The organism is Pseudochelatococcus sp. (assembly GCF_050946405.1).
GTDB lineage: Bacteria > Pseudomonadota > Alphaproteobacteria > Rhizobiales > Beijerinckiaceae > Pseudochelatococcus.
Window position 1 is genome coordinate 695,789 of the sequence record NZ_JBMNUS010000001.1, and the last position, 22,594, is coordinate 718,382.

At 67.2% G+C, this 22,594-nt stretch carries 15 protein-coding genes and 2 tRNA genes; 9 read left to right on the top strand and 8 right to left on the bottom strand.

Features of this window, described 5'->3' with window-relative positions; translation table 11 throughout:
* Positions 1–134: 134 nt before the first annotated feature.
* The 4 genes from ACOYJQ_RS03065 to ACOYJQ_RS03080 all read right to left on the bottom strand — a co-directional run bounded on the left by ACOYJQ_RS03065 (position 135) and on the right by ACOYJQ_RS03080 (position 3,513).
* Entirely contained in the window at positions 135–689 is a 555-nt protein-coding gene (locus ACOYJQ_RS03065; RefSeq protein ID WP_433456423.1) for a DUF2497 domain-containing protein, read from the bottom strand.
* 322 nt (positions 690–1,011) lie between these two features.
* Complete coding sequence (locus tag ACOYJQ_RS03070; protein WP_433456246.1) at positions 1,012–2,400, bottom strand: TolC family outer membrane protein; 1,389 nt, start codon at positions 2,398–2,400, stop codon at positions 1,012–1,014.
* Positions 2,401–2,664: 264 nt separating this feature from the next.
* Positions 2,665–3,300, bottom strand: a complete 636-nt coding sequence (locus ACOYJQ_RS03075; RefSeq protein ID WP_433456248.1) for a protein-L-isoaspartate O-methyltransferase family protein — start codon at positions 3,298–3,300, stop codon at positions 2,665–2,667.
* A gap of 139 nt (positions 3,301–3,439) precedes the next feature.
* Positions 3,440–3,513: transfer RNA gene (locus tag ACOYJQ_RS03080), tRNA-Cys, on the bottom strand.
* 240 nt (positions 3,514–3,753) lie between these two features.
* On the opposite strand from ACOYJQ_RS03080, the gene ACOYJQ_RS03085 reads away from it, so the two are divergent.
* Positions 3,754–3,829: transfer RNA gene (locus ACOYJQ_RS03085), tRNA-Asn, on the top strand.
* Positions 3,830–4,326: 497 nt separating this feature from the next.
* Positions 4,327–4,860, top strand: coding sequence for a nucleoside diphosphate kinase regulator (gene rnk / locus ACOYJQ_RS03090; RefSeq protein ID WP_433456250.1), 534 nt, complete (start codon positions 4,327–4,329; stop codon positions 4,858–4,860).
* A 75-nt stretch (positions 4,861–4,935) separates the two neighbouring features.
* Here the strand turns inward: rnk and ACOYJQ_RS03095 are convergent, their stop codons facing one another.
* A complete protein-coding gene (locus ACOYJQ_RS03095; protein ID WP_433456252.1) occupies positions 4,936–8,256 on the bottom strand; it encodes a YhdP family protein in 3,321 nt (1,106 codons plus the stop codon).
* Between the two features lie 222 nt (positions 8,257–8,478).
* Here ACOYJQ_RS03095 and ACOYJQ_RS03100 point away from each other — a divergent pair, with 222 nt between their 5' ends.
* The 3 genes from ACOYJQ_RS03100 to ACOYJQ_RS03110 all read left to right on the top strand — a co-directional run bounded on the left by ACOYJQ_RS03100 (position 8,479) and on the right by ACOYJQ_RS03110 (position 12,926).
* Positions 8,479–8,943 (top strand): peroxiredoxin, encoded by a 465-nt coding sequence (locus tag ACOYJQ_RS03100; protein ID WP_433456254.1) that lies wholly within the window; start codon positions 8,479–8,481, stop codon positions 8,941–8,943.
* Positions 8,944–9,048: 105 nt separating this feature from the next.
* Positions 9,049–11,778 carry a valine--tRNA ligase gene (locus tag ACOYJQ_RS03105; RefSeq protein ID WP_433456425.1) on the top strand — a complete coding sequence of 910 codons (2,730 nt, stop codon included), beginning with the start codon at positions 9,049–9,051 and terminating at the stop codon, positions 11,776–11,778.
* A gap of 329 nt (positions 11,779–12,107) precedes the next feature.
* Entirely contained in the window at positions 12,108–12,926 is an 819-nt protein-coding gene (locus ACOYJQ_RS03110) for a tetratricopeptide repeat protein (RefSeq protein WP_433456256.1), read from the top strand.
* Positions 12,927–13,079: 153 nt separating this feature from the next.
* Here ACOYJQ_RS03110 and xth read toward each other — a convergent pair whose 3' ends face one another.
* Positions 13,080–13,862 carry an exodeoxyribonuclease III gene (xth, locus tag ACOYJQ_RS03115; RefSeq protein WP_433456427.1) on the bottom strand — a complete coding sequence of 261 codons (783 nt, stop codon included), beginning with the start codon at positions 13,860–13,862 and terminating at the stop codon, positions 13,080–13,082.
* Between the two features lie 354 nt (positions 13,863–14,216).
* The gene (recG, locus tag ACOYJQ_RS03120) at positions 14,217–16,319 is read right to left on the bottom strand and encodes an ATP-dependent DNA helicase RecG (protein ID WP_433456258.1); all 2,103 of its coding nucleotides are present in this window, start codon (positions 16,317–16,319) and stop codon (positions 14,217–14,219) included.
* Positions 16,320–16,439: 120 nt separating this feature from the next.
* Between recG and ACOYJQ_RS03125 the strand changes: the two genes are divergently transcribed.
* Both ACOYJQ_RS03125 and mfd read left to right on the top strand, forming a co-directional pair.
* Entirely contained in the window at positions 16,440–16,766 is a 327-nt protein-coding gene (locus tag ACOYJQ_RS03125) for a succinate dehydrogenase assembly factor 2 (protein WP_433456260.1), read from the top strand.
* A gap of 20 nt (positions 16,767–16,786) precedes the next feature.
* A complete protein-coding gene (mfd, locus tag ACOYJQ_RS03130) occupies positions 16,787–20,317 on the top strand; it encodes a transcription-repair coupling factor (RefSeq protein WP_433456262.1) in 3,531 nt (1,176 codons plus the stop codon).
* 16 nt (positions 20,318–20,333) lie between these two features.
* Here mfd and ACOYJQ_RS03135 read toward each other — a convergent pair whose 3' ends face one another.
* Complete coding sequence (locus ACOYJQ_RS03135; RefSeq protein ID WP_433456264.1) at positions 20,334–21,125, bottom strand: heparan-alpha-glucosaminide N-acetyltransferase; 792 nt, start codon at positions 21,123–21,125, stop codon at positions 20,334–20,336.
* A 279-nt stretch (positions 21,126–21,404) separates the two neighbouring features.
* On the opposite strand from ACOYJQ_RS03135, the gene ACOYJQ_RS03140 reads away from it, so the two are divergent.
* The gene (locus ACOYJQ_RS03140) at positions 21,405–21,986 is read left to right on the top strand and encodes a cold-shock protein (protein ID WP_433456266.1); all 582 of its coding nucleotides are present in this window, start codon (positions 21,405–21,407) and stop codon (positions 21,984–21,986) included.
* Positions 21,987–22,039: 53 nt separating this feature from the next.
* Positions 22,040–22,519: a DUF192 domain-containing protein gene (locus tag ACOYJQ_RS03145; protein WP_433456268.1), complete on the top strand. Its 480-nt coding sequence runs from the start codon at positions 22,040–22,042 to the stop codon at positions 22,517–22,519.
* Positions 22,520–22,594 lie beyond the last annotated feature (75 nt).

Genomic DNA, 22,594 nt, shown 5'->3' on the forward strand with positions numbered 1-22,594 from the left:
CATGCCGCTCCAGATTTCATATTTTACCGCAACTTGCGTTCAAATCGATCAGTCGACTTGAACGCAAACTGCTCTAAAGCGGGATGCGATCAGGCTGGATCGCCACCCCGCTCTACATGCCATATTTTACCGCTCTATCGCCGGTTGCCGCGCGCGATGCGCTCGATTTCCGCCCGGACCAGTTTTTCGACCAGCGGCGGCAGGTTTTCGTCGAGCCACGCTTTCAGTAACGGCCGCAGCATGTCCTGCACCAGATCGTCCAGCGTGCGCGGGTTGCGGCTGAGCACGACGGATGACAGGGATTCGAACGCCGACGCCGCCGACGCATTCGCCGTGGAAGAAAGAAGCGGCTCGTCGGCCTGTCCGGCAGCGGGTATCGCCTCCGCATCATCGGCGGGACGCTCGTCCTGCCGGGGTTTGGGCTGGGGCGCCGGCGTTGCCGGTTCCGGCGTTCGCGTTTCGCGTGGGGCGGAGCGGGCGGGCTTTTCCGCGCGGCCGGCGGCCGGCTCGCCGGCCGGAGGCTCGCCGCTTTCTTCGGGAGACGAGACGTCGTCGTCGAAGGTGATGCTGCTCGTGTCGCGGCCGAGCGCGCCGCCGTCGAGGTTGAGCGGATCGGGTTGGAACGGCGGCAGGGAATGCGCCTGATCGTCGGCGATGATCCGGCGGATCGACGCCAGTATCTCTTCCATCGACGGCTCGATGCCCAACCTCTCATTCCCGCTCCGGGGCGCTTCCCTCGGGACCGGCTGGAGCCTCTGGCTTACTGCTGCGCTCATCGACAGACCTGCCTGTTCTACCGCCGCCCCGACGGGCGACTTCCTTCCTGAAACTGTGCCGTCGTCAAAATACCTTGAGCAGATTCGGCTGCACAGAGGTTAACGAAAGATTAAGGTTGATACTTTGTTGAAAGAAGATTTTTCGGCAAGCCGCTCATTGTCCGGCCGAAATGCAAAAGCCACGGCATCGCCGTGGCTTTGAGCTGCCTGAATGGAGCGCGTCCCTGCCGTCCGATCAGCGCCCGTCGGGCGTCGTGGTGCCGATCCACTTGCCTTTGACCTGCTCGAAATGACGCTTCGAATCGTAGCGCGCCACCTTGAGGCCGAGCGTCTCGGCCGACAGCCGGCCGATGGCGTTCAGCACTTCGTAGGAAGCGACGATGCGGTCGCGCTGCGCCGTCACCAGCGACACGCGCGAGCTCAACAGCGTCTGCTGCGCATTCAGCACGTCGAGCGTGGTGCGCTGGCCGACCTTGGCTTCCTCGCGCGTGCCGGAGAGGGCGATTTCGTTGGCCGCGACCGCGGCCTGCGCGGCCGTGATGCGCTGCTTGGAAGCTTCCAGATTCGCCCAGGCGGACACAACGGCCTGCTGAACCTGATCGCGGGTGATGTCCACCTGAAGCCGCTGCTGCCCCGCCTGCTCCTTGGCCTGCCGCGTCTGGGAATAGACGAGGCCGCCTTCGTAGATCGGAATGCGGAGCTGGCCCACGATGGTGCCGGATGTCACGACGCTCTTGGCGGTGCCGGAAGCGTCCCAGTTGCGGCTCACGCCCGCGCTGACGCCGAGCTGCGGATAGAGCGCGCTTTCGACGACCTTGACCTGGAACTCGGCCACATCCACGCCGTGCAGGGCGGCGATGATGGCCGGGTGCTCCGCGAGACCGACACGGATCGCCTGTTCGAGGCTCTTGGGCAGGTGCCGCTCGGCGGGAACGCCCGGTCCCAGCTTGCGCGGCGTTTCGCCGATGTACTGGCGATAGATGGAGATGCTGGTGCGCAGGTTGGCCTCGGCAAGGCTCTCCTGGGCCCGGCTGCTGGCGAGCTGCGCCTCGGACTGCGCCACGTCGGTGCGCGTCACCTCGCCGACGCTGAAGCGGTCCTGCGTCTGGCGAAGCTGCTCCTCGAGCACCTCGACGTTGTTGCGCTGGAGGTTGAGCACCGCGGTATCGCGCAGCACGTCCATATAGGAGGCCACGCTGTTCAGCAGAATGCCCTGCTCGGTATTGCGCAACTGCTCGCGGCCGCTCAGGATCTGGGATTCCGCCGCCCGCACCGAGTTGCGGGTCCGGTTGCCGTCGAAAATGTTCTGGTCGATCTGGAGGCCCAGCGAGCTGGGATAGAGCGTCTTCGTCGTTTCCTGGCCGGGGATGCGGGTTTCCGTTCTGGTGAGGGCGGTGCTGCCGGAGGCGTTGACGGTCGGCCGGTAGCCGGACAGCGCCTGCGGCATGTTTTCGTCGGTCGCCCGCAAGGTGGCGCGCTGGGCGTTCAGGGAGGGATTGGCCGCATAAGCCTTCGCCAGCGCGCCGAGCATTGTCTCGGCCTGCACCGGGGCGGAGAGCGCCGTGCCCATGAGAAGAAGCCCGCCAAACACCGCTGCCCGGGTGGTTCTGCCGTTGTGTTTCACGTTCACCTTCCCGACTTACTCATGACTCGAATGACGGCACGACCGTCAGGATACGGTTAGCCGAATCCCGTTAATAAATCCGCTCCGCCAGATGCTTATTGTAGATTGATCGTTTCCGGCCGGAAACAGCGCTCTTGCGGTGATGCGAACGTTTGGCGCAAGGTGCAGCATAATTACGACACTGGAAAGTCGCTCCGGCCGATCAGGTCGGGCTGTTCGCACGCTCTCGTCTTTCGGAGAGGGGACCGCCCGTCCGATTCAACGTCAGAACACGAAACCCTGCCGTGCCCTGAAGGCGTCGAGCAGAGGCGCGGGCGCGTTGAACAGCGTCCGCGTGCCGATGGCCTCTCCGGCCCGCTGCACGACCACGGCTTTCGGCGCGCCCGAATCGTTGTCGATTCCGACCAGCCGCCCGCCGTCCGCGAGCTGCGCGAGGAGGGCGGGGGGCAGAATCTCGAAAGCGCCGTTGATGAGGATGGCGTCGTAGGGGGCGCCCGCCTGCCAGCCCGCATCAAGCGGGCCGGTGACGATGTTGATTCGTCCGTCGCCGAACTCCGCCCCCAGCTCGCGGGCGCGGGCGGCGATCGTTTCATCCGATTCGAGCGCCGTCACCTCGGCGCCCAGTCGCGCCAGCACGACCGAGCCGTAACCGGTCGCCGCGCCGACATCAAGCACGCGCTTGCCGGGAACGATGCCGAGTTCCTGGGCCAGACGGGCGAAAATCAGCGGCGCAAGCAGGAAGCGGCCCCGCTCGATATCGGCGGAAACGACGAGGTGCTGGTCGCTGAAAGCGAGCACCTGCCTGTCTTCGGGCACGAAACGTTCGCGCGGAACGTCTTCGAGCACCGCGAGCAACGCCCTGTCGGTCACATCGAAGGTGCGCACCTGACAATCAACCATCCTGCGCCGGGCACGGGCAAAATCGAACATCGGGCGGACCTTCCGTCTGCTTGTCACGTATACAGGCGCCATCTGCCCGTCGGTGGCTCTTCCGGCCGATCCGGCCCGGAAGGTTGCCGCCGAAGGCGTGGCGTACCGCTGGAGGCCTCGCCCGGAATCGAACCGGGGTGCAAGGATTTGCAGTCCTCTGCGTAACCACTCCGCCACGAGGCCCCACTCCGTGCTTCATAGCAAAGCCTTACGGCGGATGGCAACCGTCCTGTTCCGCTTTGTCCGCGCCTGTGGAGATTTTCCCGGCAGCAACGCGCTTGTCCGCCGGGAGGGGCGGCCTGCCGCGCCCTTTGCCGGCCGGCCGGGCGACGCAGGTTATCCACATGCTTCCCGCCGGGGGAGCGATGAGCGCGGAAAACACTTGCATCGGCTAAAAGCTTCCTATAATCACCTCTTCATCGATCCTCGATAGCTCAGCCGGTAGAGCAAGCGACTGTTAATCGCTGGGTCGCAGGTTCGAGTCCTGCTCGAGGAGCCAGTTTCATGACAGCCCGTGGGTCAAGCGATCCACGGGCTGTTTTGATTGCGATGAAGCTTGCCGCCGGCCGGGTGGTCGATTGACAAATGCCCTGATTGCGGCAACCATGATTCCGATGCTGAACGTCGCTGACATAAGGTCGATCGCGCCTTGCGGGGAAGGTTCCGTCGGCGCAACCGCCGCGGGGGCCGTGTCTTCCGCGCGCCGGGGCCTGTGTACGGGCGGGGCGCGGGAGCAACGTTCCCGCAGGATGGCCGCCGCACGCCTTCAGGAGCGGCAGCCGGCGGCGCCCACGCCGGGCGCTGAAGCCGGTCGGGCTCTGCCGCTCGCCTGACGGTCTGCTTCGGCCGGCGCTGGCCGTGTCCGACCCCTGTAGAAGCTTTTTCCGTTGAATATCGGGATGTTCGCGCCGGCGTAGGGCCCGCGGACCACATTTTCCCGCCATTGCATCCCGCGCCGTCGACGCCGGGACATTGAACCGCATGAAGGTGAATACCATGACGAAATCAGGCCGTGGCCGCTTGCCGAAGATCGTTGTCAGCCACGACGAGCAGGAGCGTCTTTCCGCGCTCGCCGCCTCGATAAGCGTTCGCAATCCCGAACTCGCCGAGGAACTGCAAGGCGAGATGGAGCGTGCGCGCGTCGTCGCGCCGGACAAGGTGCCGGCCGGCGTGGTGCGGATGAACTCGGAGGTCGAATTCGAATCCGACGACGGGCAGCGCCGGCGCGTGACGCTTGTCTATCCCGGCGACGCCGATATTTCGGCCGGGCGCATATCGATCCTCACCCCCATCGGCACGGCGCTGATCGGGCTCTCCGAAGGCCAGTCGATCACCTGGACGGCGCGGGACGGACGCGAGCAGCGGCTGACGGTGCTGTCGGTGCACGGCGGCGGACCGGAAGAGCCGGCGCAGGACGGGGCGGAAGCGGGGCCGGTGGTCGATTTGTCGGGCGTTCGCGCGGCGCGCTCGAGACGGACTTCCGCGGCCGGGGCAGCCGGCGGCGACGATCCGGGGCCTTCGGCGGCGTGAGCGTCGCCGTCCGATTCGCGGACGGGAATCGGGCCGACCCTTGATTCGAGCGCGAGCTTTTCCGAAAAACGTGCCCTATTGCCCGGACGGTTGTTGTCCGCTGTCGGCGCGGCCGAGGTCGAAGAACTTTCGAAAGATGCCCGGCGCGATGGCGGACAACGGGTTTACCGTGACGGCGGGCGACGCGAGCGCGCCCGTCGCCCGGAAATTGATGGCGAACAGACCTTCGTACTGACCGCCGCCCAGCAGCGGGCCCAGCAGCGGCACCTGGCTGAAGATGTTGTTGAGCGCGTAGGCGGGCACATAGGTGCCGGATACGTCGATGCGCTCGTTGCGCGTATCGACGTTGCCCTCGATCGTCACGCCCACGCCCGGCCCCCACAGAACGCCTTCCCGGATGTTGATGCGGCCCGGCACATGGGCGAAGCTCACCCGGAGTTTGGTGAACGGCACGTTGCCCGGGTCGACCGGGAGCTGTTTCGGGCTTTGCGCGAGCACGCGCTCCATCGTCGGCTCGTTGCGAATCGCGAAATCGCGAATCATCACCATGCCCGTACCGTCTCCTCCCGGATCGACCCGCAACTGCATGTCGCCGCCGGCCATGTGGGCGTAAATGTCGGCGAAGCGCAACGCGCTGCCGGCGTTTCCCGTGGTCAGCGAGATCGTCCCGCCGGCGGCGCCTCCCGATTCGGCGGACAGCGGCGCGCCGCTGAAGCTGCCGGTCAGGCGCAGTCGCGCGAGCGCTCCCCGCCGCAGCCCGAGTTTCAGCGCCGCTTTCGATATCGCCTCGTTGTTGAAGCCGGCGAGAATGTTCACCGCGACGTCGATGTCGGCGTCGATGCCGGTGCCGCCCGGCGTCCGGCCGCTTCCTTCCCGGATCAGGCGCAGGAACGGACGCGCGTCGATCAGGTTGCCTTGCGCGGCGAGTTTGTAGACGCCGTTGCCGTTCTCGATGCCGAGGGCGAAATCGTCGTTCGGAGACAGCCGCGCCTGCGTGAGGCTGGCGCTTTTCAGGGCGCCGTCGGCACCGAGCTGGGCGCGGCCCCTGGCCATGACTCCGCCGGCGTTCAGCGCGATGTCCGTCAGGGCGTAGCCGTTGTCGCTGACGGCTGAAAACGTCAGGCGCCCCGGCCGGCCGATCGCCTTTGTCCAGCCAGGCAGAAGATTGTCGATGCGCGCGCGCGTCAGGTCGATATCCACTTTCACGGGTGTCGGCGGCTTGCCCGCCTCGCCGCCGAACGGCGCGGTGATGCGCGTGACGATCGGGCCGGTCAGGCGTTTGCCGAGATCGACGCCGCGCGCCGCCCGCGCCGCATCGTCGAGGGTGAGCGTGACGTCCGCTTGCGCGCCGCCGCCGCGCTGCCGCAACGGTTGTCTCAGGTCGATATCGGCCGGCATGCCTCCCAGCAGGCCCTTTCCGGCAAGCGACAGATTCCGGGGATCGAGCGTGAGCTGCATGCTCGCCTCGGTAAGCCGGTTCTCGGCCTGTCCGAAATCGAAGGCGAGACGTTCGATGCGCCCCGATGCCCGCGTCACGATCTGATCCGCCTGAAGATGCCTGATCAGCGGCAGGGAGAGGGAGACGGAGAGATCGGCGTTGCCCGAGAGGGCTTCCGGCGCGAGATCGACATTGAACATCGGCTTCAGCGCCTCGCGTTGCAGCAGGCGCGCCAGCGCGGGGGCGGCGCCGCGCAGGCGGAAGCCGATATCCGCCTGGATGGGCGGCGTCAGCCGCGAGATGTCCATGCGTCCTTCGCCGAGATCGAGAAACTCGCCGGGGGCGATCTGCGCCCTTGCCGACGACGCGGCGATGGCGGCCGTCGCGCCGGTGACGACGCCGCTGATCGTCATCTGCTCGAGCGGCGGGAAGCCGGGCGCGGCGGCCAGCGTGACCTGCGAGGCGGCGAACTGCGTGTGCGCCACCTCCGCCGGCAGCGGCTCCTTGCGGCGGGAGGCGGCCAGTTGCGCCGCGTCCATGCTCACCGCGACATTCAGCGATTCCATGATGCCGGCCGACAGATTGTCGATCAGGTAGCGGCGCGGCTCCGGCGTGACGAACGGCGGCCAGAACCGCAGGATGGCGCGCACGTTGGAGCGCGCCGTCTGGACGCCGAGGCGGATGCCGCCTTCGTTGCCGGGGCCGCCGATCCGGCCGTTGAGCGCCACGCCGTATCCCGCGCCGGAAACCGCCAGTCGTTCGAGCTGCACGCCGCCGTGGCGGGGACCCGACATCTTCAGCTCCAGCGTGTCGATCGCGAGCGGCTCCTCCCGCGGCGACAGCGGCGGCATCACGGCGTCGCGGCCATCGAGGGAAAGCCGCCAGAAATGCGCCGGATCGTCGAGGGCGAGGCGGCCGGCGAGCGCGAAGCGGGAGCCGTTCGTCTCCAGCAGGAGAGAGGGAATGCGGATGTCGCCGCTGTCCGCTTCACGTTCCGCCTCCAGGCGCAGGGCCGTGACGGTGAACGGCGGCTGGTCGCGGTCGTGATAGGTCACGGTGCCGGGTGACGCTTCGAGCACGCCGGACAGGTCCGTCAGCCGGCCGTCGGCCGCGACGGCGACGCGCGCGCTCGCCGAGAAGGCGATGTCGCCCTCCACCGGCCCGCCCTGCGCATCGGCGAGCAGCAGGAGGTCGGTCAGCGGCAGGTCGCGGAGCGTCAGCGCGACGGTTTGCGCCTGTCCCGCGCCGCCGGCGATATCGCCCAGCGCGCGCCACCGGCCGGAGGGACCTTGCGCGTCGACGGAGACGGTCAGCGAATCGGGTGTCCGGCGCGTCATGTCGATGGCGACGCCGGCCAGCGTCAGGCGTTCCGTTCCGTCCTGCCCGGCGAGCGTCACCCGCGCGTCCGACAGCGCGAGGCGGTTGAGCGAGCGGGTGAGCCCCGTGCGGTCCGACAGCAGGCCGACCATGCCGACCACGGCGTTTTCCAGCGAGAAAGGTTTATCCGGCGCCTGGTCCGGCGGCATCGTCAGCCGCACGTCGAGCCCGGAAAAGGCGATCGAGGTCGGGCTGATGGCGCCATAGGCGAATCGCCGCGGATCGATGGCGATCTCGCCCGCGCGCGCGCGCAGGAACGGCGTCCCGTCCGGCTGGAGAATCTCGATGTCGCTCGCCAGCAGCGCCGGGCCGTTGTCTGTCATGGCGATGCCGGTTTCGGCGATGCGCGCGCTCCATCCGGGCGCGAGCCGGTCCGTCAGCGCCGCGGCGAGCGGCTCCGTCAGCATTTCGGTCGAGAGCGTGCCGAAGGACAGCCGCGCCGCGATGGCGGCGATGCAGAACGCCAGTATCGCCGCCGTCCACAGGCCGCCGCGCAGCAGGCCGGCCACCGCCCTGCGGGCGGCGCTCCTGCGCCGGAACCGTCTGCGGCGTTTGCTGCGATGCTGTCGTGGCCTTAACATGTCGTGTCGTCGTATCCTGTCGTTGAAACCGCCGGATTCGCCAGTGTAGCGCCGATGCCGGCCCGTCAGGCGCGCCGGATGGGATATCCGCCCGGAAAACGCTCCTTGCCCACAAAATTCGTCCATTCGGCGGCACTTCGGTGCACGGCTCATGCCGGGAACCTGTTAACAATACGATGTACGTCGCCTATTCTTTAATGATTATCGACAATGGAGGATGCCATGACTTTGGGTGCTGGCGATGTCGCCCCCGATTTCACGCTGGCCGGCGCCGGCGGAGAAACCTTTTCCCTGTCCGCGTTGCGGGGCCGGAAAGTGGTGCTGTACTTCTATCCCAAGGACGATACCAGCGGCTGCACGAAGGAGGCCATCGCCTTCAACGGGCTGCGGCACGCCTTCGAGGAAGAGGGGGCGACTGTCATCGGCGTGTCGGCCGACAGCGTGCAAAGCCACGACGCCTTTCGCGAAAAGTATGATCTCGCCATTCCGCTCGCCTCCGACGAGAAGAAGGGCGCCATCGAGGCCTACGGCGTGTGGGTCGAGAAAAGCATGTACGGGCGCAAGTATTTCGGCATCGAGCGCGCCACTTTCCTGATCGACGGGGAGGGCAAGGTCGCGCAGGTATGGCGCAAGGTGAAGGTGCCGGGCCATGCGGAGGCGGTGCTGAAGGCCGTGCAGGCGCTGTGACGGGCGATCGACCTTGACAGGGGCTTGCCCCTGCGTTTCATCTCCGGCTTCATGAAGCGCGCCGCGCCCCGGCGCGTCACGGAATGGGTGTGCAAGTTGAGTGCGATGGAAAAGACGTTCGAGCCCGCCTCCGTCGAGGCGCGTATCGCCGGGTCGTGGGAGGAGGCGGGCGCCTTTCGCGCCGGCCGGCCGGAGCGCGCGGGTGCGCCGCCCTATTCCATCGTCATTCCGCCGCCCAACGTCACCGGCTCGCTGCACATGGGCCACGCGCTCAACAATACGTTGCAGGATATTCTCTGCCGGTTCGAGCGCATGCGCGGCAAGGACGTGCTCTGGCAGCCGGGCATGGACCACGCCGGCATCGCCACGCAGATGGTGGTGGAGCGTCAGTTGGCCGAGCGCAAGGAGCCAGGCCGGCGCGAGATGGGGCGCGAGGCGTTCGTGGCCCGCGTGTGGGAATGGAAGGCCGAATCGGGTGGCGCCATCGGCCGCCAGTTGCGCCGTCTCGGCGCCTCATGCGACTGGTCGCGCGAGCGCTTCACCATGGACGAGGGCCTGTCGCGCGCGGTGCGCAAGGTCTTCGTGCAGCTCTTTCGCGACGGGCTGATCTACAAGGACAAGCGCCTCGTCAACTGGGACCCGCGCTTCCAGACCGCCATTTCCGACATCGAGGTGGAGCAGGTCGAGGTGAAGGGCCATCTGTGGCACCTGCGCTATCCGGTGGCGGACGAACCGGGCCGCTTCATCACCGTCGCCACCACGCGGCCGGAAACCATGCTGGGCGATGTCGCGGTTGCGGTGCACCCGGACGACGAGCGCTACAGGGATCTCGTCGGCAAGGATGTGTTGCTGCCGCTCGTCGGCCGGCGCATTCCGGTTGTCGCCGACAGTTATTCCGATCCCGAAAAGGGCACCGGCGCGGTCAAGATCACGCCCGCGCACGACTTCAACGACTTCGAGGTCGGCAAGCGCCACGGCCTGCGGCTCATCAACGTGCTGGGACCGGAGGCGGAAGTGCGCATCGCCGGCAGCGAGGACTTCTTGCGCGGCGCCACGCCCGGCCCCGATCTCGACGCCGTGCTGGCGCTGGAAGGCGTGGACCGGGCGAAGGCGCGCAAGGCCGTCGTCGCGCTGCTGGAAGAGCGCGAGCTTGTCGCTGCCATCGAGCCGCACACGCATGTGGTGCCGCACGGCGACCGCTCCGGCGTCGTCATCGAGCCGTGGCTGACCGACCAATGGTACGTGGATGTCAAGCCGCTGGCGGAGCGGGCGCTGAAGGCCGTGCGCGACGAGCGCACCGTGTTCATCCCGAAGAACTGGGAAAAGACCTTCTTCGACTGGCTGGAGAACATCGAGCCGTGGTGCGTGTCGCGGCAATTGTGGTGGGGCCACCAGATTCCCGCCTGGTACGGGCCGGACAACCACGTTTTCGTCGCCGAGACGGAGGAGGAGGCGTATGACGCCGCCATCCGCCACTACGGCAATGGCGACGTGGCGCTCACGCGCGACGCGGATGTGCTCGACACCTGGTTCTCGTCGGGCCTGTGGCCTTTCTCCACGCTCGGCTGGCCGGACGAGACGCCGGAACTCGCGCGCTACTATCCCACCAGCACGCTGGTGACGGGCTTCGACATCATTTTCTTCTGGGTCGCCCGCATGATGATGATGGGGCTGCACGTTCTGGGCGAGGTGCCGTTCCGCAACGTCTACATCCATGCGCTGGTGCGCGACGAGCGCGGCGCGAAGATGTCGAAGTCGAAGGGCAACGTCATCGATCCGCTCGATCTCATCGATCGCTACGGGGCGGATGCGCTGCGCTTCACTCTCGCGGCCATGGCGGCGCAGGGGCGCGACATCAAGCTCTCCACCCAGCGCGTGGAAGGCTATCGCAACTTCGCCACCAAGCTGTGGAACGCCGCGCGCTTCGCGGAGATGAACGGCTGCGTGCGCGTGGCCGGTTTCGATCCCGCCGGCGCGAGCGGGACGCTGAACCGCTGGATCGTGTCGGCGGCGGGGCAGGCGACGGCCGAGATCACGAAGGCGCTGGAGGAATTCCGCTTCAACGAGGCGGCGGGCGCGGCCTATCGCTTCGTCTGGAACCTGTTCTGCGACTGGTATCTGGAACTGGCGAAGCCCGTCCTGCAAGGGGACGAGGGGCAGGAAGAGAACAGGCTTGCGAAGGAAGAAACACGCGCCACCGTTGCCTGGGTGATCGACGAGATCAGCAAGCTGCTGCATCCCTTCATGCCCTTCATCACGGAAGAGCTGTGGCGGATCAAGGGCGAGGGCGGCCCGGCGCGCGAGGAGCTGCTGACGCTGAGCCCCTGGCCGCAGCCCGTGGCGACGGACGGCGAGGCCGCGGCGGCGGAGATCGGCTGGGTGATCGAACTCGTTTCCGCCATTCGCTCCGTGCGTTCCGAAATGAACGTGCCGGCGGCGGCGCAGATCCCGCTTGCCCTTGTCGCCGCCTCGCCCGTCACCCGCGAACGCGCCGGGCGCTGGCGGGAGACGATCGCGCGGCTGGCGCGCCTGTCGGACATCGACTTCGCGGATGTCGCCCCCGCCGGCGCGGTGCAGCTCATCGTGTATGGCGAGGTGGCGGCGCTGCCGCTTGCCGGCATCATCGACCTGGAGGCGGAGCGTGCGCGCCTGACGAAAGAGGCCGACAAGCTCGCCGCCGACATCGCCCGCATCGACGCCAAGCTCGGCAATGCCGATTTCATCGCCCGCGCGCCCGAGGAAATCGTCGAGGAGCAGCACGAGCGCCGGGCGGCGGCCGAGGCGCGGCAACGGCAGATCAGCGCGGCGCTGGAGCAGCTTGCATCGCTCGGTTGATGGCGGGGACGCGGAGCGTGGCCTTTATGTCACGCCCGTTGCCTTGCTGCATCGGGGGCGGGCCGGCCTGTGCTAAACGGAAACATGCTGCCGCGAAGCCGCCATAAACCGCGCGCTTGATAGCGTGCAGCGGAAGCAGGATCGGGCTTTACGGTATCAACGATACCGGGGCGGTCCGGTCTTCCCGTTCGCCGGCTTGGGCGGGCGGGCGCATGGTGTGCGAAACTGTCGGTGTTGGCGTGGCTTGGAATCGGGCGCTGAAGTAAATGAATTACGCTCGGGGTAGATCGGTCATACGGTCGTGTGTGGCGTCTTGTCTTGTTACGGGTATGCTGTCGCTCCCGGCGCGGGCGGAAGACGCCGCGCATGCCGCTCTCACGCAGGTGGGGACGATCGGCGTGCCCAATCCGATCGAGGCGGCCAATCCGCTCAAGCCCGAGTCGGGTTTCAAATCCGTCGGCGACGCCTTCCGCAGCGGCATTCGCGACTACAATGCGGGCGACAAGGCCGGCGCCGTGCGGGCGCTCCAGTATGCCGCCATGCAGGGGCATACGGTGTCGTTGTGGAAGCTCGGGCGCATGTTCGCCGAGGGCGATGGCGTCGATCATGACGATCTGAAAGCCTTCGAGTATTTTTCCCAGATCGCGGACCGCTACGCCGACGAAAGCCCCGGCACGCGGCAGGCGCCGTTCGTCTCCAGCGCCTTCGTCGCGCTGGGCGGCTACTTTCTGGAAGGCATCGCCGGAAGTTACGTCAAGCCGGATATCAGCCGCGCCGTCGATATGTTCCAGTACGCCGCCTCCTATTACGGCGATCCCGATGGACAATATGCGCTGGCCCGCCTTTATCTGGAGGGGCAGGGCGTGCCCAAGGACGCGCGCCAGGGAGCCCGCTGGCTGAAGCTCGCGGCGGAGAAGGGGCACCGGCAGGCGCAGGCGCTGCTCGGCAACCTGCTCATCATGGGGCAGGGCGTGCCCCGCCATCCCGGATTGGGGCTCATGTGGCTGACGCTCGCGCGCGATGCCTCGGACGCCGACAAGGATGCGTGGATCACCGAGCTTCACGACAAGAATTTCGCCGCGGCCAGCGAGGCCGAGCGAAAGCAGGCGCTTTCCTATCTCGAACAATATATTCGCAAGAAGCAGTAACCGGACGGAATATCCGTTATCTCCGGTCTCTTTTCGGGTGCGCGCCAAAACGACATGTCTTGCGCCCCGCTCGGGATCGCGACGACAAGTCCACGGCCGCAGTGGTAAGCTTTGTACGGCGTGAAGGTAAAGATTTTCTTAACCGGCCACTGCTCATAGCGCGAGATCGATCGTCACCGGCACATGGTCGGAGGGTTTCTCCAGTCCGCGCAGGCTCTTGTGAATGGCCGCTCCCTTGAGCCGGTCGGCGGCCTGCGGCGACAGCAGCAGGTGGTCGATGCGGATGCCGTTGTTCTTCTGCCATGCGCCGGCCTGATAGTCCCAGAACGTATACAAGCCGCCACGGTCGTCGCAGGCGCGCACCGCTTCCGTCAGGCCGAGGTTGAGAAGCGTCCGGAACTTCGCGCGGGTCTCCGGCAGATAGAGGGCGTCGCCGGTCCATTGTTCGGGATGGGCGGCGTCGCATGCTTGCGGGATGACGTTGTAATCGCCCGCGAGCACGAAGGGCTCTTCCAGCGTCAGCAGCGCGCGCGCGTGGGCCGCGAGGCGGTCGAGCCACGCCAGCTTGTAGGTGAATTTTTCGGTATCGGGCGGGTTGCCGTTGGGCAGGTAGAGGGAGGCCACGCGCACCGCGCCGCTGTCGACGGACACCACCGCCTCGATGTAGCGCGCCTGCTCGTCGGCCTCGTCGCCCGGCAGCCCGCGCGTGACATCCTCCAGCGGCAGACGGGAGAGGAGCGCGACGCCGTTGAACGTCTTCTGCCCGTGCACCGCCACGTTGTAGCCCTTGTCCTCGATTTCCGCGCGGGGAAAGGCATCGTCGACGCATTTGATTTCCTGAAGGCATACGATGTCGGGCTTCGCCTCGTCGAGAAACGATGTCAGATGGCCGATCCGCAGGCGGACGGAATTGATGTTCCAGGTGGCGATGCGCAGCATGGCGTTTCCTATGTGACAAAAGGTAAAGCGGGACCGGACGATTGTGACAAGTGTGTTTGACAGACAAAGCCTTTGTTTTTCAGCGCTCTATTGCCGCCGCGGGCGCGGAGGCTCATGAGAGAGTGACGCCGTTGTGACGCGGAAACCTAAAGCGTTTTCAAGCAAAGCGGATATTGCTTTGCATGAAGAAAACGCGTCGAATCAATAAGATAGAGTATTTCGGCGTTTCAACGAAATGCCGAAATACTCTAGAGCGGCGTGCATTCAAGCGGAATCGTCACGCCGCTCTAAATTCTATATTTTACCGCAACTTGCGTTCAAATCGATCAATCGACTTGAACGCAAACTGCTCTAACCCGCCCGCAGCAGCCGGATGGCTTCGTCACGTTCGAAGAGATAGAGCAGGATGCGCAGCGCCTGCCCGCGCTCGCCGGCGAGGCCGGGATCGCGTTCTAGGATCAGGCGCGCGTCGTCGCGGGCGATGCGCAGCAGGTCCGCGTCGTCCTCGATGCGGGCGAGATGGAAGGCGGGCGCGCCGGACTGGCGGGTGCCGAGAATTTCGCCCTCGCCGCGCAGTCTGAGGTCTTCCTCCGCGATGCGGAAGCCGTCCTCCGTCTCGCGCATGATGTTGATGCGCGCTTTCGCCACCTCGCCGGGCGGCGCCTTGTAGAGCAGCAGGCAGGTGGAGGCGTCGGCTCCCCGCCCGATGCGCCCGCGCAACTGGTGGAGCTGCGCGAGGCCGAAACGCTCGGCGTGCTCGATGACCATGATGGTCGCTTCCGGCACGTCGACGCCGACCTCGATCACCGTGGTGGCCACCAGGATGCGCGTTTCGCCGCGCTGGAAGGCGCCCATCGCCGCATCCTTGTCGCGCCCGCTCATCTTGCCGTGCAGCAGGCCCACCACGGGGCCGAAGATGCGTTGCAGATCCTCGAAACGCTCCTGCGCCGCCGCGACGTCGATCGTCTCCGATTCCTCCACCAGCGGACACACCCAGTAGACGCGCGCCCCCCGCGCCAGCGCGCGATGCAGCCCGTCGACGACATCGTGAAGGCGCTCCAGCGGCATGGCGCGGGTGTCGATGGGCTTGCGGCCCGCGGGCTTCTCCCTGAGGACCGATACGTCCATGTCGCCGAAACAGGTCAGCGTCAGCGTGCGCGGAATGGGCGTCGCCGTCATCACCAGCATGTCGACGCCCTCGCCCTTGCGGCTGAGGCCGAAGCGCTGATGCACGCCGAACCGGTGCTGCTCGTCGATGACGGCGAGCGCGAGATCGTGGAACGCCACCGCATCCTGAAACAGCGCATGGGTGCCGACGGCGATCTGCGCCGCGCCCGATTCGAGCGCCGCCAGCGTCGCCGCGCGCGCCGCGCCCTTCTCGCGCCCGGTGAGCAGCGCCATGGTGATGCCGGCGGCGCGCGCCAGCGGCTCCAGCCGGGCGAAATGCTGGCGGGCGAGAATGTCGGTCGGCGCCATCAGCGCCGCCTGCCGCCCTGCCTCGACCGCGCTCGCCATGGCGAGCAGCGCCACCACCGTCTTGCCCGATCCCACGTCACCCTGCAAAAGCCGCAGCATGCGCTGCGGCTCGGCGAGGTCGCGGCGGATGTCGGCGACCGCCTGCCGCTGCCCCTCCGTCAACGAAAAAGGCAGCGCCTGCGTGACGGCCGCGACGAGCCGGCCGTCGCCGACATTCACCCGGCCGGACGCCCTGCGGCGCGTGGCGCGCATCAATGCGAGCGCGAGCTGGGAGGCGAGCAGCTCGTCATAGGCGAGGCGCTTGCGCGCGGCGCTCTCGGGGGCGAAGGCAGTCGCCGATTCGGGCCGGTGCAGCGCCGCGAGTGCGGCGGCGACATCCGGGGAATGCTGTTGCGCGAGCCAGGCGGCATCCTGCCATTCCGGCAGATGCGGCAGCCGCCCCAGCGCCGCCTGCGCGATGCGGGCGATGGTGCGCGACGCGAGCCCCTCCGTCTGGCCGTAGACGGGCTCCACCAGCGGCTGATCGCGCGCTTCCTCCTCCCTCATGATGCGGTCGGGATGCACCATCTGGCGAAAGCCTTCCCAGAATTCGATCCGCCCCGAGACGACGCGCGTCTCGCCGAGCGGCAGCATCTTGTCGATGCGCGCCTGCGTCATGGAGAAGAAGACCAGCGTCACGTCGCCGGTGCCGTCCTCCACCAGCACGCGGAAGGGCGCGCGGGCGCGTCCCGGCGGCGGCGGGCGGTGCTCGGCCACGCGCACCGTGAGCGTCACGATATCGCCCTCGCGCGTGTCGCGAATCGGCGGGCGGCGGCTGCGGTCGATGACGGAATGCGGCAGGTGGAACAGCAGATCGATCACCCGCGCGGGCCGCTCCGCCGTGCCCAGCAGCCGGTTGAACAGCGCCCCCAGCCGCGGCCCCACGCCCGGCAACGCCGTGACGGGCGCGAACAGCGGGTCGAGAAGGGCGGGGCGCATGCGGGAGAAATCCGGTTGGTGACGAAAGCGGGACGCGAGACCGATGACAGGCGCGCATGTCTACGCTATATAGTCCAGCCGAACGCCCGTGGCGACCATAAGTCTTTCAAAGGACAAATCATGAACAGCTTTTCGGAGGCAGACGGCGATATCGATGGCGGCGACCTGTCCGGCGGGCTTGCGCTCGATGCGCGCCGCCGCCGCATCCGCTTTCGCGCCTGGCATCGCGGCACGCGCGAGATGGACATGGTGCTGGGGCCGTTCGTCGATTCGCAGCTCGACGAGCTGGACGAGGAGACGATTACCGCGCTGGAGCGGCTGATGGCGCTGCCCGACCGCGATCTTTTCACCTGGTTCAGCTTCGGCGGCGTGCCGCCGGAGCATGACACGCCGATTTTCCGCCGGATCAAGGCGTTCCACGCCCATGCCACGCCGATCCACGTCTGACCCGTTTCCGGCCTGACAGAATGTCGAATTTGAAACACGCCGTCGCCGCCCTCGCGCGGGGCGACAGTCCCGTCATCGCCAGCGTGCCCGATGGCTACGACGCCCTTGCGGTGGCGGGGATGGCGCGCGGCCTGCGCGAGAGCGAGCGGGCGGCCGTGCTTCTCCACGTGGCCCGCGACGACCGGCGCATGGCGGCGCTGGAGGCGGCGCTCGCCTTCGTCGCGCCGGAGATCGAGACGCTGACGTTTCCCGGCTGGGATTGCCAGCCGTATGATCGCGTCTCGCCGACATCCGCGGTGACGGCGCGGCGCATGATGACGCTGGCGAGGCTCGCGCGCACGCGCTCGTCCGAGCAGAAGCCGCGCGTGGTGCTCACCACGGTGAACGCGCTGCTGCAACGGGTGCCGCCGCTGCGGCAGGTGGCGACGGAAACGTTTTCCGCCGCGCCCGGCAACGCCATCGACATGGACCGGCTGATCGAGTGGGTTGAGGTCAACGGTTTCGCCCGCACCCCCACCGTGCGCGACACGGGCGAGTATGCGGTACGCGGCGGCATCGTCGATCTGTTCGCGCCCGGCCTTGCCGAGCCGATCCGCCTCGACTTCTTCGGCGATACGCTCGAATCCATCCGCGCCTTCGATCCCGAGACCCAGCGCACCACGCATCAGTTGCGCTCGCTCGATCTCGTGCCGATGAGCGAGGCGAAGATCACCACCGAAACCATCCGCCGTTTCCGGCAGGGCTATGTGAAGGCGTTCGGCGCGGCGACGCGGGACGATACGCTCTATGAGGCGGTATCCGAGGGCCGCCGCCATCCGGGCCTCGAACACTGGCTGCCGCTGCTGCACGACGGTCTCGACACGCTGTTCGACTACCTGCCCGGCGTGCCGCTGGTGCTGGACACGCTGGCGGCCGACGCGGCGGCCGAGCGCTTCGCGCAGGTGCGCGACTATTACGAGGCGCGCCGGGCGGCGGCCGATGACACGGCGCTCGCCAGCGCCAGCCCGCCCTACAACCCGCTGCCGCCCGACGCTCTTTATCTCTCGGAACGCGAATGGACCGAGCGGCAGGCGACGCTGCCCGTGGCGCGTCTGTCGCCCTTCCGCGAGCCGGAGGACGCGGCGCGCATGATCGTCGACGCCGGCGCGCGGGCCGGCCGCAATTTCGCGCCGGAGCGGGTCGACGACACCGCCAACGTGTTCCAGGCCGCTGTGGACCATGTGCGCGATCTCGTCGCCGCGAAGAAGCGCGTGCTGATAGCCGCCTGGTCGGAGGGCTCGCGCGAGCGCCTGACGCATGTGCTGGCCGATCACGGCCTCAAGCCGCTCACGCCGGTGGGGCGGCTCGACGTCGCGCTCGCGCTGCCGCGCAACGAGGTGAGCATCGCCGTATGGGGGCTGGAAGCCGGCTTCGAGACGGACGCGCTCGCCGTCGTCGGCGAGCAGGACATTCTGGGCGACCGCCTCGTGCGGCAGAAGCGGAAATCGCGCCGCGCGCAGGACGTCATCACCGAGGCGGCGGGCCTGACGGCCGGCGATCTCGTGGTGCATGTCGATCACGGCATCGGCCGGTTCGTGGATCTCAAGACGATCTCGGCCGCGGGCGCGCCGCTCGATTGTCTCGAAATCCACTACGCGGGCGGCGACAAGCTGTTTCTGCCGGTCGTCAACATCGAGCTGCTGTCACGCTACGGCTCCGGCGACACCGAGGTGGCGCTCGACAAGCTCGGCGGCGGGGCGTGGCAGGCACGCAAGGCCAAGCTTCGGCAGCGCATCCGCCTCATGGCGAGCGAGCTTATCAAGGTCGCGGCCGAGCGGGCCATGCGCGAGGCGCCGCGCATCGAACTGCCCGCCGGCCTCTACGACGAATTCGCCGCCCGCTTCCCCTACGATGAAACCGAGGACCAGCAGAACGCCATCGACGCCGTGCTGGACGATCTCGCCGCCGGCCGGCCGATGGACCGGCTCGTGTGCGGCGATGTCGGTTTCGGCAAGACGGAGGTGGCACTGCGCGCCGCCTTCGCCGTGGCGCTCTCCGGTCATCAGGTGGCGGTGGTGGTGCCGACCACGCTTCTCGCGCGCCAGCACTATAACGGCTTCGTGCAGCGTTTTCAGGGCCTGCCGGTGCGTATCGCGCAGATGTCGCGCCTCGTCTCCGCCGCCGAGATGAAGAAGGTGCGCGCCGGGCTCGCCGACGGCACGGTCGATATCGTCGTCGGCACCCATGCCGTGCTGGCCAAGACCATCCGCTTCAAGGATCTCGGCCTCATCATCGTCGACGAGGAGCAGCATTTCGGCGTCGCGCACAAGGAGCGCCTGAAGAACCTGCGCGCCGAGGTGCATGTGCTCACGCTCTCCGCCACGCCGATTCCGCGCACCCTGCAATTGGCGCTCACCGGCGTGCGCGAACTGTCGATCATCGCCACGCCGCCGGTGGATCGCCTTGCGGTGCGCACTTTCGTGATGCCGTTCGACGGCCTGTCGGTGCGCGAGGCGTTGTTGCGGGAACGCTATCGCGGCGGACAGTCCTTCTATGTGGTGCCGCGCATCGACGATCTCGCCGAAGTGAAGGAATTCCTGGACCGCGAGGTGCCGGAGGCGAAGGTCGCCGTGGCGCACGGGCAGATGCCCTCCGGCCAGCTCGAGGACATCATGACCGCCTTTTACGAGGGCAGGTTCGACGTCCTTCTGTCCACGACCATCGTGGAATCGGGGCTGGACATTCCGCGCGCCAACACGCTGATCGTGCATCGCGCCGACATGTTCGGCCTCGCGCAGCTCTATCAGTTGCGCGGGCGCGTCGGGCGCTCCAAGACGCGCGCCTATGCGCTCTTCACCATGCCGGCGAAGCGGCGCATCACCGCCACGGCCGAAAAGCGTCTTGAAGTGCTGCAATCGCTGGATACGCTCGGCGCCGGCTTCATGCTGGCCAGCCACGATCTCGACATCCGCGGCGCGGGCAATCTGCTGGGAGACGAGCAGTCCGGCCATATCCGCGAGGTCGGCTACGAGCTTTACCAGCAGATGCTGGAGGAGGCCGTGGCGCAGCTCAAATCCGGCGCGGTCGATGAGGAGGCGGACGACCAATGGTCGCCGACGATCACCATCGGCACGCCGGTGATGATCCCGGAAGGCTATGTCGCGGATCTGCAATTGCGCCTCGACATCTACCGCAGGCTTTCCACCATCGACGAGGATCGGGATATCCAGGCGTTCGGCGCGGAACTCGTGGACCGTTTCGGCCCGCTGCCGGAGGAGGTGGAGCAGTTGCTGCGCATCGTCGCCATCAAGGCGTTGTGCCGGCGCGCCAATGTGGAGAAGATCGAGGCGGGGCCGAAGGGCGTCATCGTCTCGTTCCGCAACGGGGCTTTCGCCAATCCCGCCGGCCTTGTCGCTTATGTGGCCGAACAGGGCTCGCTCGCCAAGGTGCGGCCGGACATGCGCATCGTCTTCATCGATTCCTTCGACACGGCGGAGCAGCGGCTGAAGGGCGCGGCCACGATCCTGAAGAATCTGGTGCGCATCGCCGAACGTCCCGTGAAGGCCGCGTGAACGCGCCGCCCTTTCCTTATCGAAGGGAGGCGAGCCCCGTCAGGATGCCGAGCAGCACGATCTGGTGCGTGAGGTAGATGACGAGGCTGTGCCGCCCGGCGAAGACGAGCCCGCGCCCGACGGGGCCGTTCGCCCGCCAGCGCGCCGCCTCCTGCCGCAGGCCGGGCGGCAGCCATCGCCAGAAGGCGATGCCCGCCAGCACGAAGCCGAACCAGGGGAAAATCGGCACGTAATCATTGCTGAGGGGCGGGATTTCGCCGAGGCCGAGCCACAGCAGCCACCATACTTCGAAAGCCGGCGAGGCGAACACCTGCGGCAGCACGAGCACGACGAGCGCCGCCAGCGCCGTCGCCCACGCGGGCGCGCGCAGAAACGGCAGGGCCAGCACGCTCGACAGCGCGATGCAATGCAGGATGCCGAAGAAGATGAAGCTGTGGGGAAAGGCGAACCACGATCCGGCCGTCACCGCGAGCGCGGCGGCGGCGATGGTGGCGAGACGCCGCAGAAACCGCCGTCCGCCCGCGCCGCCCTCATGCGCCAGCACGAGCGCGATGCCGGAGACGGTCAGGAAGGAGGCGGCGATCAGCCGCGCATAAAGCCGCAGCCACGGATCGGTGGCGGCGTTGATGCTCGTGAATCCCGTGACGTAAAGATCCCACGTGAGATGATAGGAGATCATGGCCACGATCGCGAGCCCGCGCGCCGCGTCGAGTGCGGTCACGCGCCGCTGTGCCGTCGCGTCGCCGTTGCGCGCGGGCGGGGCTGCGTCATCGGAGGACGTTCCGGGCGATGCGGTGGGGGCGATCATGTGATCTGGCTTTCCTCGTCATGTGGATGCACGGGCGGCATTTTCCGCTTCCGGGATAACGGCATCCGGCCCCGGCCCGCAAGCGCCGCCCGAAAGCGCGGGTTGCAGGTGTCCGATATCGGCTCCCGATGCGGGGTCCCGATGTGGGTTCCTTTCCTGAAAACCCGGTCTATAAAGACTGTGCGCGAATCACGCGGATATCCGGTTTGCGCCTGTATTCGGCATTTGTTGATGCTATCGTTAACACATCTGGATTCGCATTTTCATGTGCAGGACACCATGACGGACGAAACGCATTCTGATACGCGCGCAGCCGGCGAACGCGGCGAGGCGGATGGCGTTTCCTGCGATCTGATCGAGATCAGGGGGCGGATCAAGTGGTTCGATTCCGCGCGCGGCTTCGGCTTCATTGTGCCCGATAACGGTCTGCCGGATGTTCTGCTGCACGTCACCTGCCTGAAGCGCGATGGACACGAGACCGCCGTCGAAGGCGCCACCATCGTCTGCGACGCCGTTCGCCGGGAGCGCGGGTTGCAGGTGCTGCGCATCCATTCCATCGATGTTTCCACCGCGCCGCATCCGTCCGAATTGCCGGTGCGCACCCATGTCTCCGTCGTGCCGACGGGCGGGTTCCAGACGGTCGTGGTCAAGTGGTTCAACCGCCAGCGCGGCTTCGGTTTCGTCACCTGCGGCGAGGGCACGCCCGACATCTTCATCCACATGGAAACCATGCGCCGCTACGGCCTGATGGAGCTCGTTCCCGGCCAGACCCTGCTGGTGCGCTACGGCGACGGTCCCAAGGGCCGCATGGTGGCGGAGGTGCGCCTGCCGGACATCGGCCACGCGCCGGTTTCCCACTGAAGCGGTTTGTTGCGCGCTTTTCGCTTTGCGGCCCATCAGGACGGAGGACGGGCATGACGGTGAGCAGACGGCGTATGGTTGTCATGCTGGCTGCCGCGCTGATATCGGCGGCGATGATGCCGCCGTCCGTCGCGCTGGCGCAATCGGCGGCGCTTCCCACCGAAACGCTGGTGATCGTCACCGCATCGGGCCGGCACGGTTTCGAGGTCGAGGTGGCGCGCACCGCCGCCGAGCAGGCGCGCGGCCTGATGGAGCGGCGTTACCTGCCGGCGAATCGCGGCATGATCTTCGATTATCCCGAGGTGCAGCCGGTATCGATGTGGATGGAGAACACGTTCATTCCGCTCGACATGCTGTTCGTCGGCGCTGACGGCAGGATCGTGCGCATCGCGGAGAGGACGGAGCCGCACTCGCGTCGGCTCATTCCCTCCGGTGCGCCCGTCCGCGCGGTCATCGAGCTGAACGCGGGAACGGCGGCGCGCATAGGCGCCGCCGTCGGCGACCCGGTCGAGATTTCGTTTATCCGCCGGTAGCGCTGTCGCCAGTCGCTGAATCGCGGAAAACGCCCTGATTTTCCCGGAAAGCGGCATCCACTTGCCGGATTATGC